The sequence below is a fragment of the Carboxylicivirga fragile genome (assembly GCF_050589805.1).
GTDB classification, from domain to species: domain Bacteria; phylum Bacteroidota; class Bacteroidia; order Bacteroidales; family Marinilabiliaceae; genus Carboxylicivirga; species Carboxylicivirga fragile.
The window spans coordinates 43,880-58,751 of record NZ_JBNGOY010000027.1 but is presented as its reverse complement, the minus strand read 5'-3'; the positions used below and the strand labels follow the sequence as shown (position 1 = coordinate 58,751).

Here is a 14,872-nt window from a genome sequence, read left to right as displayed (position 1 = left end):
AGGCCATTTTATCGGTTAAGAATACTCTTCGAGTATACCTTTTACATCTTCAGGAGCAACACGTCCGAAAACTTTCTCGCCAACAGTAACAACTGGTGCTAAACCACAAGCTCCTACACAACGTAAGCAGCTAATCGAGAATTTACCATCCTCAGTCGTTTCACCAACTTTTACATCTAAATGACGCTTAAATTCGTCCAATACTTTTTCGGCACCACGCACATAACATGCTGTACCCATACATATAGAAATTGGATGCTCACCTTTAGGTATCATCGAGAAGAATGAATAGAAAGTAACTACACCATATACATGGGCAATCGACAGATTCATTTCGTTAGCTACCAACTCTTGCACTTCGGCAGGTAAGTAACCAAACAACTCTTGAGCTGCATGAAGCACGTTGATCAATTCACCACCATCGCGGTTGAATTTAACGCAAACTCCTTTTAACTCTTCCACTTTAGCAGCGGGTAATTTTATTTTAGCCATTTTGTTTTTTTTTAGATTTAAGATCTAAGTATCAAGTATCAAGATTGCAACTCTATACTTAAGGATTAACCTTTAAACAATAAGTAAATCATTCTTGATACTTTTATCTTGATACTATTTACTAGTCTAAATTTCAGTCTTCTTTTTCTTGTCGTAATAGTGCGTATGCAATAACTCATGCGACTTCTCGCCACAAGGTTCGCCTAGGAACTCCTTATACAATTTCTGTATGAATGGATTCTCGTGCGACTTACGCAATACCTTACCTTTATCCTCTTGATAAATGGCACTTTGACGTTTCTTAAGAACTTCCACATCACCATGGTGATATGGCTGACCACCACCACCAATACATCCACCAGGACAAGCCATGATTTCAATGGCATGGAATTCAGACTTACCAGCTCTAATATCTTCCAATAACTTACGAGCATTACCTAAACCGTGAGCAATACCAATATTAACTGGTAGTCCATCAAAATCGATGGTAGCAGAACGGATACCTTCCATTCCACGTAACTCTTCGAAGTCAAGACGTTCGAGGGATTTCTTAGTATGTACCTCGTAAGCGGTACGAACAGCAGCTTCAATTACACCACCAGTAGTACCAAAAATAACCGCTGCACCAGTTGACTCACCCATTGGTTGATCGAAATCATCATCCTCAAGTGCTTCAAAGTTCAAGTTAGCGTTACGTATCATCTGAGCTAACTCACGCGTTGAAATCGATAAGTTAACATCAGGGTCACCATCTACCTTGAATTCATCACGCGAACATTCGTATTTCTTAGCCAAACAAGGCATAACAGAAACAACAACAATTTCTTCACGTTTCTTCTCCAACTGATCAGCAAAATAAGTTTTTGCAATGGCTCCAAACATCTGCTGAGGCGACTTAGCAGTTGATGGAATATCTAACATATCTGGGAATTGGTGCTCGAAGAAATTCACCCATCCCGGACAACAAGATGTCAAGATTGGTAATTTCACATCCTTATCACCAGCTAAATGTTTACCTAAACGGCCAAGTAACTCAGTACCTTCTTCCATAATGGTAAGATCGGCTGCAAAATCCGTATCAAATACATGATCGAATCCAAGCTTACGCAAAGCAGAAACCATTTTACCTGTTACCAAAGTACCAGCTTCCATGCCGAACTCTTCACCCAAAGCAGCACGTACCGCAGGAGCAGTATTCACGATAACTGTTTTAGTAGGATCAACAATGGCATCCATTACTTTAGATGAGCTATCGCGCTCGGTTAAAGCTCCAGTTGGACAAACAGCTACACACTGTCCGCAGAAAGTACAATTAGAGTGATCTAAATCCATTTCGAATGCAGGAGCTACAACTGACTCAAAACCACGGTTGATAGCCGAAAGTGTACCTACAGTTTGTACCTTGTTACATGATGTTTCACATCTGCGACACATGATACATTTCTCCATCTCACGGATGATTGCCGGAGACTCATCACTCTTATATTTATTTTTCTCACCTTGGTATCTAATTTCGCGAATACCTAGGTTCTGCGCCATCGACTGTAACTCACAATCGCCTGACTTAGCACATACCAAACAGTCAAATGGGTGATCTGATAGAATCAGTTCCATTACCGTGCGACGTGCATTCACAACGCGTACCGAGTGCGTGTTAATATTCATGCCTTCGTCACACTCCGACTTACAAGCTGGAGCTAAATTACGACGACCTTCAACCTCAACTACACACACACGACATCCGCCTGGCTTGTTTTCGAAGTTTGTATCATGAAGCTTCATGTGACAAAGCGTAGGTATATCAACCCCGATTGTTTTAGCAGCTTCTAAGATAGTTGTGCCTTTTTCAACAACTACCTTTTTATTATCTATGGTTAATTGAACGATTTCCATTCTTTTATTCTTTTACAGTTCAAAACTACTTTGTAAACTACTGGATGCTGATTGCAGCAAATTTACACTTATCATAACAAGCTCCACACTTAATACATGTTTCCTGATTGATGATATGAGGTGCTTTTTTATCACCTGTTATAGCATCTACCGGACAAACACGAGAACAAAGTGTACATCCCACACATGTTTCTTCACTAATAACATACTGCATCAATGACTTACACTGACCAGCCGGACATTTATCCTCTTTAACGTGAGCAACATATTCATCCCAGAAGTTTTCCATAGTAGAAAGAACCGGGTTAGGCGATGTTTGTCCTAAACCACAAAGAGAAGTATCCTTAATCACGTTACTTAAATTACGTAAGTGACCTAAATCTTCTTCTGTTCCTTTACCTTCTGTAATTTTGTCAAGCATTTCGTACAAACGCTTGTTACCAATACGACATGGCGCACATTTACCACACGATTCTTCAACGGTAAAGTCAAGATAGAACTTAGCCATCGAAACCATACAGTCATCTTCGTCCATTACAATCATACCACCCGATCCCATCATAGAACCACATGCCAATAAGTTATCGTAATCGATTGGAATATCAAGGTGTTTCTCAGTTAAACAACCTCCTGATGGACCACCTGTTTGAACAGCTTTAAATCCTTTTCCATCTTTGATACCACCACCAATGTCGAAGATTACTTCGCGAAGTGTAGTACCCATAGGTACTTCAATCAAACCTACGTTATTTACTTTACCGGCTAAAGCAAATACTTTCGTACCCTTACTTTTTTCAGTACCAATGCTGCTGAACCACTTAGCACCTTCCAATAGGATAACTGGGATATTTGCATAAGTTTCAACATTGTTAACATTGGTTGGTTTTCCTTTGTATCCGCTTTCCGATGGGAATGGTGGCTTAACAGTAGGCTCACCACGCAAACCTTCCATTGAGTGAATCAAACTTGTTTCTTCACCACAAACAAAAGCACCAGCTCCATAACGCATTTCAACATCAAAATCGAAACCAGTACCCATAATATCCTTACCTAATAAACCATACTCACGAGCTTGCTCAATAGCAATTTTCAAACGTTCGATGGCCAAAGGATACTCAGCACGAATATAAATTAAACCGATTGATGCACCAGTACAATAACCATTAATGGCCATTGCCTCAAGCACAGCATGTGGATCACCTTCAAGAATTGAACGGTCCATAAATGCACCTGGGTCACCTTCATCGGCATTACAAACTACGTATTTTTGATCAGCCTCAACTTTACGAGTCAATTCCCACTTCAATCCTGTAGGGAAACCTCCTCCACCGCGACCGCGAAGTCCCGAATCAAGAATCTCCTTGATTACTTCTTCAGGCTTCATTTCAGTTAATGCTTTACCTAAGGCAGCATAACCTTCACGAGCGATATACTCATCAATATTTTCAGGGTTGATAAAACCACAATTACGCAAGGCAATGCGAATCTGCTTTTTGTAGAAACCCATGTCTTTTGATTCTGAAATACGTTCTTTTGTTTCAGGATCGGTAAATAATAAACGCTCAACTTGACGCCCTTTAACCAAATGCTCCTTAACTATTTCAGTTGCATCTTCAGGTTTCACTTGTACGTAAAATGTATTATCAGGAACCATTTTCACAACTGGTCCTTTCTCGCAAAAACCGAAACATCCAGTTCTTACTACCTGTACATCATTCTCAATTCCATTCTCTTCAATGACTTGATTTAAATTCTGTACAATTTCCTCTCCTTGAGAAGCACGACAACCTGTACCGCCGCAAACAAGGACATGATTTTTATATTTAGCCATAGTGTTAAAATACTAGTCGTTCTTGTTTTCTTTAACAGTCTCGTAATTCACTGGTATGATACCATCAACCAGTTCTCCTCTGATAATGTACTTATTGATTATTTCTTCAGCCCTCTTTTGATCAACATGGCCATAAACAATTGGTGCATTATTAGGCAAAGTCACTTCAATAGTTGGTTCTGCATGGCAAAAACCCATACACCCAGTTTGAGTAACAAGCGCTTCGATGGCTTGGTTATCCATCTCATCAATCATATAGTTCATAATCTCTTTAGCTCCGGAAGCAATACCACAGGTAGCCATAGATACTTTTACTTGAACTAATTTCTCCGGGTTGTCACTTTGTTCCCGCAGATGAACTTTACTCTGCAGCTCATCCTTCATTTTACGAAGATCAGCTAGTGATTTAACTTTAGACATAGCAATTGGTTATTATTAATTACACATTCGTTTTATATAGTTGTATTCAATTCTTTTAAATTCTCAGCAATCATTTCTTTCAAAAAACTTGTTACCTGCGGTAAACGGATATCTACATCTCCCAATATCTCCTTCACTTCTCGACTATCCAATACAAACTTCTCTTCCTCCTTATTATAGGTGAAAATCATTTCCGTTTCAGGATTACCCGTAATAAGCATGGCTACTGTTGAAGGTAAATCACCCATGGGTGGTCGATCGATGTGATTTAATCCTAGCCTCACCTCAACAGTGGTTCCTTTACCAATAGTGGAACTAATCTTCAATTCGCCTCCTGTTTGCTCTGCACTTTGAGTAAATAAAGGGATTCCCAAACCAACCTTACGGGTTGTTCGTGAAGTGTAAAACGGATCGCTTACTTTCTTAACCGTTTCCTCATCCATGCCGCAACCATCATCCACAAAGGTAAAACTGAGTTGATCGCCAGTTTCATTTATAATGAGTTCAACCAATTTCGCTTTTGCTCTTACCGAGTTCTGAACAATATCAGTTATATGCATCGACAAATCCTTCATCTACCTACTTTTAAACTAAGCGTTTTACGTTTCTTCCATTCAACTTGTGCAAAGCCATTTTCACTTCTTCGAAACTGGCCTTTTCTAACTCTAAAACAGTATAGTGCGAACCTATGAGGTCTGGCTGATGTGCATCAGAACTTCTAATTAATTGCAACTTATTTAGTTCAGGATGCTTTTCCAATTCCTTGTCGATTTTAGCATTGGGACTCATCCCTATGGCGTCAGGCTGTAAATCAAATGGCATAAATCCGAGTTGACTGTACAAACTATTGCGAAGTTTATCAACGTGAGCTGGAATAAATAAACCATCTAAAGATTTAACTTTACGTTCTACCTCCTCAATCGATTGGTCAATGGCACTAATTAATAAGCGATCTTCTTGTCCCAGAATCTCCTCTTCTTCATTCACCCATACCTGATGTCCAAAATGATCCACATCATTCGGCACATTTGGTAAATGCTCATCCAGATACTTCTGGAAAGCTTCAAGTTTTTCAAAATTTTCAAAGAACGTTAAACAATGTACTTCTTCACGTGTAGTTACCTCGGCTCCACACAATACCGTTATTCCTTTTTTTTCTCCAACCAGCACTACCTCTTTACACTGATGTGTTGTGTTATGATCGGTAATACCAATAATATCTAATCCTTGTTTTACTGCTGATTCAATTATTCCAAGCGGACTCATCTCCAAACTTCCGCATGGCGATAAAACCGTATGAATATGGAAATCAGCTTTAAATAATTTCATACCTTACTGCAACAACTCGTATAGCTGCCCCGATAATTCAAACGTTTCCAAATCTGAGCTTAACAAAGGAATCCCTTCATCATTACTTTGACTAATGGTGCTTTCCTCCGCTTCTAAGCCTTTTACTATAATCACCGCTGCAACATCCTTTAGCGAAGCAACTGCCATTACATTACGATGTGTTTGGAGCGTTATCCAAACTTGCCCTTCATTGGCATTTCCCATTACATCACTTAACAAGTCTGATGTATAACCACCAACTACCTCATTCTGCAATCCTTCGGAACCACCAATTACTTTCAAATTCAGCTTTTCTACTATATCACAAACTTTCATTCTTTGCTCCCTTTTTTTTACAATCCTTATCCAAACGATCCTTACCCCATGTTTTTTCAATAATTCTTATGGAGTGCATCGGATCTAATTTCTTTGTTTTTTCCATCATGCGCTGCAGAAATACACAATTAGATAAATGTGCATCCTTCATAACAATGTCTCGTGCCAGGCTTTCACAATTGGGTGCTCCACAGGCTCCGCAATCAATACCTGGCAAATAACACATTATGCGACGAACCCGCTCCATTTTCTTTAGAGCTGTTCCCATATCTTCATCAAGGCTCATTACCGAACGAGGCTCAATTTTACCTAACTGTAAAGTATCCTTGATAAATTCTTTATGAACTGGTGTAATCTCAGTATAATAATCCTTCGTTTTCTCAAGGCGTTCAGCTCTTGTTTTCAAACGTTCTACCGTTAAAAATCGATTCTCAGTTAAAAGCACTCCACCTGCACAGCTTTGATCGCATGCACGTAGTTCGAGAAAATCTACATTAATGACCTCATCGTTCTCAACTTTCTCAAGAAAAGAAATAACATTATGAATCTCATCAATGGCCAAACAACGGCCTTTCATGTGATCTGATTCTCCATCTGTAAGGCTCCACTTTAAACCTTTAGGTGATATATATGGTACATTTTCGTCTTTCTGAGTATATTCTTCGCCACGTGTTTTAAGCACGTGGTATACTTTATTATATAAAAAATCCATATTAATGACCCCATCAACAAATGATGTGGATTCACCAACAGGATCTTTCACCGTTGCAATTTTTGATGCGCAAGGCGTAACATAAAAAATACCAATATCTTCAGCCTTCTTACCTTCATCTAAAAGTAACTTACGATAGTAGATAGCAGTACTGTCAATTGGTGGTTTTGTTGCTATTATATTATTTACAAGTCCCGGAAACTTAACTTGAATCAAGCGCACGATTGATGGACAAAAGGAACTAATCAGTGGTTTCTCATGATCGGCGTTATGAACCTCCAACATGGCTTCATTTAAGCTATCAACGGTTGCTTCGGCAGGCACAACGTGTGTAAAACCTAAACCTTTTAATACGTCGATTATCTCACCTTCACTTATTTGCTTCGAAAACTGACCAATAAATACTGAAGGTAAAACAGCCACTCGATACTTGTAATCAAATATATTCTGAAAATCATCCTGTTCCACAAAAATAGCTTCAACCGGACAAACCTTCATACATTCGCCACAATCAACACATAAATTTCGATGGATAGATGCAATGCCATCACGAATACGAATGGCATCAGTCGGACAGACATTCATACAATGCGTACAACCAAAGCATAGTTGCTCATCTACTTTTAATGCATGATAAAAGTGTTGTTTACGCATATCTAATATCCTTATTTTGACAAGTTAGTTGTGAGTTCTACAATTGTTCCTTCACCAACCTTACTTGATAATTTTAAAGAATCTGCATTTCGTTTCATATTTGGTAAGCCCATACCTGCTCCAAATCCCATTTCCCGAACCATAGCCGAAGCTGTTGAATAACCAACAGTCATAGCCAAGTCAATATCAGGAATACCTGGCCCTTCGTCTTGAATTCGAATAAAAATACGAGCAGTGTCAATATCCACCATGATATTGCCTTTATAAGCATGTGCCACCACATTCACTTCGCCTTCGTATAAAGCCACAACCACACGTTTGATCACCTTAGGATCAACATTAAGCTGCTTTAGCACTTTTTTAACACTGCTGGCTGCGTTTCCCGCTTTTGCAAAATTGCCGCCTTCAACTTCGTAGTTAAACTCCATACAAATAATTAGATCAATAAACAGGCTGTAATCCGGCCTGAAATAACATTCCTATGGTATTAAACATCGAGTACTTACACTCTAATAATACCATATCATTCTCTGCAGCTACTTCTCGCATTTCAGGGCTCACAATTTTATTGCGAACAAACACAATGCAATTTACATCAGCCATTTCTGCAGTTCTAACCACTTGCATATTCGCCAAACCCGTAATTAATGCCAAGTGCTCTGAATCCAATGTCAATACATCGCTCATCAAATCACTCGCAAATCCACAATTAATATCTCTATCAATGGATTCCTCGCCACAAACTACTCGTGCATCTAAAATTTCTGCTATTTCTCGTATCTTCATTAGCAACATCTGTTTTTTTCATGAAATGGCTAAAATAAATCCAACCATTAAAGAAAATTTTCCCGATTGACAGGACAAATGAATACTATTAATATCAAAAAAAAAAATGAAGAAGTCCATTTTCGATAATCCATATCAAATCTAAATTAAATTGCATCAAATCAACGACAATCAAGGTCGAATTGATTTCAAAATCTAAGATTTAAACAGACATTAGCGATAATTTAAAAGCAGACAAGGTTTATGATTTTTATCAGTGAATAAACTAACATTTTACATGTATTCAATATTCACTTCTTTCAGGAATTTTTCTTCCAATAATTTGACGATGCGTTTCACTACAGTACGCCTAATTTCAAGCTCTACAGGTAAGTTTGGATCTTGATGAGCTACATTAATTCTCGTTCCATTTAAAACATGGATTTTATCACTCTCGAGCAACATCTTAATTATCTGATCAGCAGGCCCTCGACCCAACCTTGTCTCATTATTATACTGCTCTAACAGTGTCGCAACTTTTCCAAGCGTTAAAATACCTTCGGTTACCAAATCAATTCCCTGCATAAAGGAAACCGGTGGTAAATCCGGATCATCAGACTCTAGTCCAGCATCAAATTTAAGTGCTAATTCACGGGCAATAACCTCGGCAGTTGTTCCTCCGGCAATAATTTTTTTGCCCTTATAATGTTGTACTTTTAAAGAAAATTTAAAATCGCTTTCATCTTCAAATGGAGGGCCGGATATGAGCAGTAATTTACGAGGCTCTCTGAAATAAATTACCCCACACGAAGAATCATCCTTTGGTTTGTCACCATCGTGCAACATCGCCATATTTACAACCTTATTAGCAATCTTTATGGCAGATGCAAAAGGCGTATAATTAACTATTTTCTTGACATATTCCCCAACAGCTTCTTCTCCCCATCCAAATGGAAATGCTCTTGACCCCATACCGGACTGCACAATACCATCAGACCAGAAAAAAACTCTGTCTTCTCGCTGTGCTTTAAACTTACAAGTTCTTATTTTTTTACCCTTATTTTGTTCACTCTGCAACTCAATGTAAGACCATTTTGGATCAAACATTTTTGCTCCACGCATGACTATGCATTGCGGATTATCATACTCCACAATGGTAGTCGTTCCATCATCATCAATATCGATAATTGTAAAAGTGCTATAGCTCACCTTGCGAACACTACACACAGGTAATGTATTCATGATAATTTCAGCAGTTTTACGCACTTCCCGATGCTCAACCGTAAAGTTCATTGCCATGGATGCAGTAAGCGTAGCAAGCACATTAGCCTTAACTCCACTGCCCATTCCATCAGACAATACAGCAATAGTTCGTCCTTCCTCCTTAATACGCTTAGAGAGGAATACATCGCCACAAATCAACTCACCAACATGGTTATTTTGACGACACTCGATATCGATATAGAACCTATTGTCCTGATTCATTTGAATCGCCTAATTTTTGAGCTTCAATTATACTATTTAGGGTCTTTTCAGTCTTGGAAGCACTCTCGCCAAGCAAGAATGCTATTTGCTGCACAGTTTGTAGATTTTCTTTAATCACGTCACGCGCACGCTTTATTACCTCTTCCTTTCTAACCTCTGGTGTTACTAAATCGCGAATAATACCACCAACTATTCCATTCTTCTTAATGGTAAAAACCGAAACATTAAAAATTGAATTTTTAAATGCAACGTCTCTATCCAACACATCTTGCCCCGATTGCAATACGGTTGTGAATACTTTATGAAAATCAACCAAGGTACTCAATTTAGCACCCTTTAAACCAGGCACCAATTCAGCAATTTCACTTGCATCGTCTCCTAACATTTCAATAAACTTAGCGTTGGCTTCGATCACATCCAACTTAGCATCCACAATCACCACTCCTGCCCTTAATTTATTGAGCATTGAAGTAGTAGTTTCAGAAGCAGCACGAGCAGCTCGCTCCTCCAGCCGTGCTTTCTCTTCACTTTTTAATAAAGCATCTTGGGTAACCCTATATTTTTCATTGGACGCATTAACCTTCTTCACATAACTACGAAGCGTTTTTAAAGAATAGGTATAACATTGCTCGTAATCCGTTAAACCTTGAAGGTGAGCAACAGCAAATTCGCGACACGTAGGATAACCACACGCACCACATCCTAACTGATCTTCACGCTTCTTCTTTCCCATGTCTTCCAAAACCTTATCAACAGCCTCATCTTCTGGATTAACCAATCGTAAATCAACCGAACGAAAATTTCGAGTTAAATCAAGGTTTTTAAATTCTTCCACATCAAGTCTCCATTGATAAACATCAATGTCTTTCATGCGTTTATTTACATATTTAATTACCTGCGATCGTCTTGTAAACTTCTTACCTCCACTCGACATACCAGGCCCCATGATACAACCTTTGCAATAAAACAGATCAAGGTGTTGCTTCAGCTCTTTCTCCGCTTTAAATTCTCGAATAGACTGTAAAAAATTAGTTCGCCCTTCTGTTATTAAGATATTACCTTCTAACAAGCCCTGATTAATATCGACTGCCTGAAATAGGCCATGAGCAATTGGAAATAAACCGCCTTTACGCCCCAACGGAGGATCAAACTCACTATATTCAACCGTATTTTCAGATATACGTTTCATGGCAAATAGCTCTCGTAATTCCAGAAATGTTATAACAGAATCAACCTGACCATCGCTACCATAGAAACGCTTTGCATCATCCTTAGAAGCAGTACAGGCAGTTAAATACACAACCTTAGTGTCTGTTCCATATCTTTTCTTAACCACTTTTGCCATTGCAATATATGGCGGAACAATAGTCGCTAAATTCTCAACTAAATCCGGCTCGTGTCTCTCAATGTACTTAACAACTGCCGGACATTTGGTGGTAATAAAATGCTTACCTTGAAAGTTTTCAACCAAATTCTCATAACGATAAGCAATTAAATCAACTGCAAAGGACATTTCAGTTACATAATCAAAACCTAACTCTCTGATCATCGCTACAAACTTTCGATAATCAGTAACATCAGTAAATTCGCCAGATATAGCTGGATCACAAATAACTGCAACTTTATCTTCAGATTTGATTAACTCCAACACTTGCGTCTTCTCATCCCTAAAGCTAATTGCTTCTTGCGAACACATAGTTACACAATGCCCACATCCAATACATCTGTCTGGCAATATCTGAGCATGCTTATCCGCTATTTTAATGGCTTTAGCGGGACAAACCCTAACACAGGTATAACTTAGGTTACACTTATCCTTATCACTTACTATTAACTGACTCATATCACTAGAAACTTAGCTGCTAATTTTCATTAATCTCAAAATACCCACTCAAAATATCGAAAACATTATCCACTTGAACATTCGAAAATAGTTGTTCATCGATCTTAAGAACCGGGCCTTCGGCACAGTGACCATTACATAAATCACCATGAAAAAACACATCAACACTAAGCTGATGCTTGTCAATAAATTTCTTAATCACCTCCAATACTTCCTTATTACCACGCGAAAAACAAGAGCTTCCGAGGCATATAGTTATTTCATGTTTTGCATCCATATTCAAGGTTTAAAAAATATAATCGAATTTAAATTAAGAAAATAATTCGTTAATGAAGAATGCTATTCATCAGCTCATTGCAATTTATAGCCATCCTAAATAACTCAAGCCTTTATTTATCAATATAATAGATTTAAATCTAAGCCTAATACAACATTTGTTCTTTTAACAAATTTAGTTATTTTAGAGCACCTTTAAATCGCCAAATAATGAATTCTTTTTTATCATCTGTACTCGTACTTGTGCGCAGAAATGATAATGATGATCTTGTCATTGAGCAAGGCCTAGCATTATCTGAAGCACTAAACCAGAACATTGCAATCATTGCCATTATTCCGGATCAAAGTTCTCAAGAGGCCTCTGATGCAATTGTTGACTACCTTCAGGACCTAAAAGATCAGCTGAGACTAAAAACACGATCGAGCATTACCACCATTGTAAAGCAGGGGCGCATAATGCCTGTTTTATCAAGCCTTTCTGACGAACTAGAAGCGGCATCCATCGTTATGGAAATGCCCCAGGAATCAAAACTCAAATTCTACAAGGACGTTCAATTAATGAAACAAAGCAGGCAATTTAAAATGCCTTTCCTCATGGTTCGTCCAAACACCAAAGCTCCGAACTACAATACCATCTATATTCCAATCAGCTTTAGAAAGGAAGAAAAAGAAAAATTCATTTGGGCAAGTTACTTTGGTCGATTCAACAATTCGGACATTGTATTAATTCCGGCTCATGAAAAAGATGTGACAGCGAGAAACATCATCAAGAATCATTTATTATTCGCACAAAACCTACTCACTAAATTAAATCTTTCATATAAAATCATTCCGGGCTGCTACAATAGCCTTTCGATAGCCCGTGAAGCAACAGAATTAGCTGCCGCGAATAAAAATGGCATTGTACTGATTTGCTCAACAAAACACTATGGGCCTGATCAGGAAATAGTTGGTCCACCAGAGCTTAAGGCTATTAAAAACCGGGAACAAGTCCCGGTTCTATGCATTAATCCTCGAAAGGATTTATATGTACTTTGCGAATAATCAATACCTGTTTCGCTTAGTATAATGCGTATGTAGTAGTTCGTGTGATTTTTCACCCAAAGGTTCTTTCAAGAATTCCTCATAAATATGGATCACTTCTGGATTCTCATGCGATTTTCGAATTGGCTTCAACGAATCCTCTTCGTATATGGCCTTACTTCTTTGCTTACGAATTGCCAGTGAAGTTGGTATTGGCTGACCACCGCCACCTAAACATCCACCAGGACAGGCCATAATCTCAATGAAATGATATTCTGCCTTACCATCACGTACTGCTTCCATCACTTTTTTAGCATTACTAAGGCCGTGTGCTACACAAGTCTTTAACTCTGCTCCTTCTAAGAAACTCCATTCAGGCAATACATTTTCTATCTTGATAGTTGCTTCCTTTACATCTTCCATTCCACGAACGGCGGTAATATTCAAATTCTTGAAAGGCACTTCGCGCCCAGTAACAACCTCGTACGCTGTTCGAAGGGCAGCTTCCATTACTCCACCTGTAGCACCAAAAATAACGGCGGCTCCGGAAGATTCACCCATGATGCTGTCATATTCATCATCAGGAAGAGAGCTAAAATCAATACCTGCCTGCTTAATCATTAAAGCCAACTCTCGAGTAGTCAACACATAATCAACATCCTTATAACCACTACTGCGCATTTCTGGTCGATCGGCTTCGTATTTTTTGGCGGTACACGGCATAACCGATATACTCACCATATTTTCTGGCTCAACACCAATTTTCTTTGCATAAAATGTTTTAGCCAGGGCTCCAAACATCTGCTGAGGCGATTTAGCTGTAGAAACATTTTCGAGGTACTCAGGAAAAGCATGTTCAATAAACTTAACCCAGCCAGGAGAACAAGATGTGGTTAAAGGTAACTTAACACTTGTATCGCCATCAACCAATACTTTCTTAAGGCGTTGTAATAACTCGTTACCTTCTTCAATAATGGTTAAATCAGCTGTAAAGTCAGTATCTAATACAGAATTAAATCCAAGACGACGTAGTGCAGCAACCAATTTACCCGTTACAATTTCACCAACAGGCATGCCCAAAGCTTCACCAAGAGCAATACGAACAGCAGGTGCTGTTTGAACCACAACATGCTTCTTTTCCGAATTAAGTGCCGACCATACTTCATCAAAATAGGTCTTTTCGGTAAGAGCACCTGTAGGACAGCGATTAATACATTGTCCACAATTGGTACAAACCACTTCGTACATCGGCTTTTCGTAGAAAGATGATATTTTCATATGCTCTCCCTTATAGGCTACTGAAAGGGCGCCAATGTTCTGTAATTCGTTACAAGTTCGAACACAACGCTGACAGCGAATACACTTACTATCATCTTTGATGATTGACGGTGAGAAGTTATCGATGCTATACCCTTTTAATGGAATTAAATCGATGTAGCCATTTTCACCAACAATATATTCCGAAGACAGATCCTGCAATTCGCATTTACCATTTTTATAACAACGAGTACATTCTGCACGGTGTTCGCTCACAAGCAACTCAACCACTTGCTTTCGAGCACTGCGAACTTTTAAACTATTGGTCATTATCTCCATACCTTCAGATACAGGCATGGCACATGATGGTATCAAACGATCGCTTCCAACTTGCTCCACCATACATACCCTACAATTACCTGCCACACATAAATCTTCGTGATAGCACAATGTAGGAATGCGAATATTTATTTTTTGTGCTGCTTCCAATATCGTTGAACCCTCATCGATATTTACAGCGATATTATCAATTTTTAAATTAATCTTTTCAGCCATG

At 38.7% G+C, this 14,872-nt stretch carries 15 protein-coding genes; 1 reads left to right on the top strand and 14 read right to left on the bottom strand.

Annotation, left to right across the window (positions count from 1 at the left end):
• Positions 1-15 precede the first annotated feature (15 nt).
• The 13 genes from ACRD7B_RS13205 to ACRD7B_RS13145 all read right to left on the bottom strand — a co-directional run bounded on the left by ACRD7B_RS13205 (position 16) and on the right by ACRD7B_RS13145 (position 12,037).
• Entirely contained in the window at positions 16-492 is a 477-nt protein-coding gene (locus tag ACRD7B_RS13205; RefSeq protein ID WP_430825042.1) for an NADH-quinone oxidoreductase subunit NuoE family protein, read from the bottom strand.
• A 126-nt stretch (positions 493-618) separates the two neighbouring features.
• Positions 619-2,385: an NADH-dependent [FeFe] hydrogenase, group A6 gene (locus ACRD7B_RS13200; protein WP_430825041.1), complete on the bottom strand. Its 1,767-nt coding sequence runs from the start codon at positions 2,383-2,385 to the stop codon at positions 619-621.
• 37 nt (positions 2,386-2,422) lie between these two features.
• Positions 2,423-4,216: an NADH-ubiquinone oxidoreductase-F iron-sulfur binding region domain-containing protein gene (locus ACRD7B_RS13195; RefSeq protein ID WP_430825040.1), complete on the bottom strand. Its 1,794-nt coding sequence runs from the start codon at positions 4,214-4,216 to the stop codon at positions 2,423-2,425.
• A 12-nt stretch (positions 4,217-4,228) separates the two neighbouring features.
• Complete coding sequence (locus ACRD7B_RS13190) at positions 4,229-4,636, bottom strand: (2Fe-2S) ferredoxin domain-containing protein (RefSeq protein WP_430825039.1); 408 nt, start codon at positions 4,634-4,636, stop codon at positions 4,229-4,231.
• A 32-nt stretch (positions 4,637-4,668) separates the two neighbouring features.
• Positions 4,669-5,211, bottom strand: coding sequence for an ATP-binding protein (locus ACRD7B_RS13185; protein WP_430825038.1), 543 nt, complete (start codon positions 5,209-5,211; stop codon positions 4,669-4,671).
• Positions 5,212-5,221: 10 nt separating this feature from the next.
• Positions 5,222-5,965, bottom strand: coding sequence for a PHP domain-containing protein (locus ACRD7B_RS13180; RefSeq protein ID WP_430825037.1), 744 nt, complete (start codon positions 5,963-5,965; stop codon positions 5,222-5,224).
• Between the two features lie 3 nt (positions 5,966-5,968).
• Positions 5,969-6,301, bottom strand: coding sequence for a DRTGG domain-containing protein (locus tag ACRD7B_RS13175; RefSeq protein ID WP_430825036.1), 333 nt, complete (start codon positions 6,299-6,301; stop codon positions 5,969-5,971).
• Positions 6,288-7,667, bottom strand: a complete 1,380-nt coding sequence (locus tag ACRD7B_RS13170) for a [Fe-Fe] hydrogenase large subunit C-terminal domain-containing protein (protein WP_430825035.1) — start codon at positions 7,665-7,667, stop codon at positions 6,288-6,290. Before ACRD7B_RS13170 ends, ACRD7B_RS13175 begins: the two co-directional genes overlap by 14 nt.
• A gap of 11 nt (positions 7,668-7,678) precedes the next feature.
• Positions 7,679-8,095: an ATP-binding protein gene (locus ACRD7B_RS13165; RefSeq protein ID WP_430825034.1), complete on the bottom strand. Its 417-nt coding sequence runs from the start codon at positions 8,093-8,095 to the stop codon at positions 7,679-7,681.
• Positions 8,096-8,108: 13 nt separating this feature from the next.
• A complete protein-coding gene (locus ACRD7B_RS13160) occupies positions 8,109-8,453 on the bottom strand; it encodes a DRTGG domain-containing protein (RefSeq protein WP_430825033.1) in 345 nt (114 codons plus the stop codon).
• 273 nt (positions 8,454-8,726) lie between these two features.
• Positions 8,727-9,917, bottom strand: a complete 1,191-nt coding sequence (locus tag ACRD7B_RS13155) for a SpoIIE family protein phosphatase (RefSeq protein WP_430825032.1) — start codon at positions 9,915-9,917, stop codon at positions 8,727-8,729.
• The gene (locus ACRD7B_RS13150; RefSeq protein ID WP_430825031.1) at positions 9,901-11,760 is read right to left on the bottom strand and encodes a [Fe-Fe] hydrogenase large subunit C-terminal domain-containing protein; all 1,860 of its coding nucleotides are present in this window, start codon (positions 11,758-11,760) and stop codon (positions 9,901-9,903) included. Before ACRD7B_RS13150 ends, ACRD7B_RS13155 begins: the two co-directional genes overlap by 17 nt.
• A gap of 19 nt (positions 11,761-11,779) precedes the next feature.
• Complete coding sequence (locus tag ACRD7B_RS13145) at positions 11,780-12,037, bottom strand: NAD(P)H-dependent oxidoreductase subunit E (RefSeq protein ID WP_430825030.1); 258 nt, start codon at positions 12,035-12,037, stop codon at positions 11,780-11,782.
• 209 nt (positions 12,038-12,246) lie between these two features.
• Here ACRD7B_RS13145 and ACRD7B_RS13140 point away from each other — a divergent pair, with 209 nt between their 5' ends.
• Positions 12,247-13,080, top strand: a complete 834-nt coding sequence (locus tag ACRD7B_RS13140) for a hypothetical protein (protein ID WP_430825029.1) — start codon at positions 12,247-12,249, stop codon at positions 13,078-13,080.
• Here ACRD7B_RS13140 and ACRD7B_RS13135 read toward each other — a convergent pair whose 3' ends face one another.
• Positions 13,081-14,871 (bottom strand): NADH-dependent [FeFe] hydrogenase, group A6, encoded by a 1,791-nt coding sequence (locus tag ACRD7B_RS13135; RefSeq protein ID WP_430825028.1) that lies wholly within the window; start codon positions 14,869-14,871, stop codon positions 13,081-13,083.
• Position 14,872 lies beyond the last annotated feature (1 nt).

Bases quoted from the DNA above. Each gene is read 5' to 3' on its own strand.
- ACRD7B_RS13145 (WP_430825030.1), bottom strand. From the start codon at position 12,037: ATGGATGCAAAACATGAAATAACTATATGCCTCGGAAGCTCTTGTTTT.
- ACRD7B_RS13160 (WP_430825033.1), bottom strand. From the start codon at position 8,453: ATGAAGATACGAGAAATAGCAGAAATTTTAGATGCACGAGTAGTTTGT.
- ACRD7B_RS13185 (WP_430825038.1), bottom strand. From the start codon at position 5,211: ATGAAGGATTTGTCGATGCATATAACTGATATTGTTCAGAACTCGGTA.
- ACRD7B_RS13175 (WP_430825036.1), bottom strand. From the start codon at position 6,301: ATGAAAGTTTGTGATATAGTAGAAAAGCTGAATTTGAAAGTAATTGGT.
- ACRD7B_RS13150 (WP_430825031.1), bottom strand. From the start codon at position 11,760: ATGAGTCAGTTAATAGTAAGTGATAAGGATAAGTGTAACCTAAGTTAT.
- ACRD7B_RS13200 (WP_430825041.1), bottom strand. From the start codon at position 2,385: ATGGAAATCGTTCAATTAACCATAGATAATAAAAAGGTAGTTGTTGAA.
- ACRD7B_RS13190 (WP_430825039.1), bottom strand. From the start codon at position 4,636: ATGTCTAAAGTTAAATCACTAGCTGATCTTCGTAAAATGAAGGATGAG.
- ACRD7B_RS13170 (WP_430825035.1), bottom strand. From the start codon at position 7,667: ATGCGTAAACAACACTTTTATCATGCATTAAAAGTAGATGAGCAACTA.
- ACRD7B_RS13140 (WP_430825029.1), top strand. From the start codon at position 12,247: ATGAATTCTTTTTTATCATCTGTACTCGTACTTGTGCGCAGAAATGAT.
- ACRD7B_RS13155 (WP_430825032.1), bottom strand. From the start codon at position 9,917: ATGAATCAGGACAATAGGTTCTATATCGATATCGAGTGTCGTCAAAAT.
- ACRD7B_RS13165 (WP_430825034.1), bottom strand. From the start codon at position 8,095: ATGGAGTTTAACTACGAAGTTGAAGGCGGCAATTTTGCAAAAGCGGGA.
- ACRD7B_RS13195 (WP_430825040.1), bottom strand. From the start codon at position 4,216: ATGGCTAAATATAAAAATCATGTCCTTGTTTGCGGCGGTACAGGTTGT.
- ACRD7B_RS13180 (WP_430825037.1), bottom strand. From the start codon at position 5,965: ATGAAATTATTTAAAGCTGATTTCCATATTCATACGGTTTTATCGCCA.
- ACRD7B_RS13135 (WP_430825028.1), bottom strand. From the start codon at position 14,871: ATGGCTGAAAAGATTAATTTAAAAATTGATAATATCGCTGTAAATATC.
- ACRD7B_RS13205 (WP_430825042.1), bottom strand. From the start codon at position 492: ATGGCTAAAATAAAATTACCCGCTGCTAAAGTGGAAGAGTTAAAAGGA.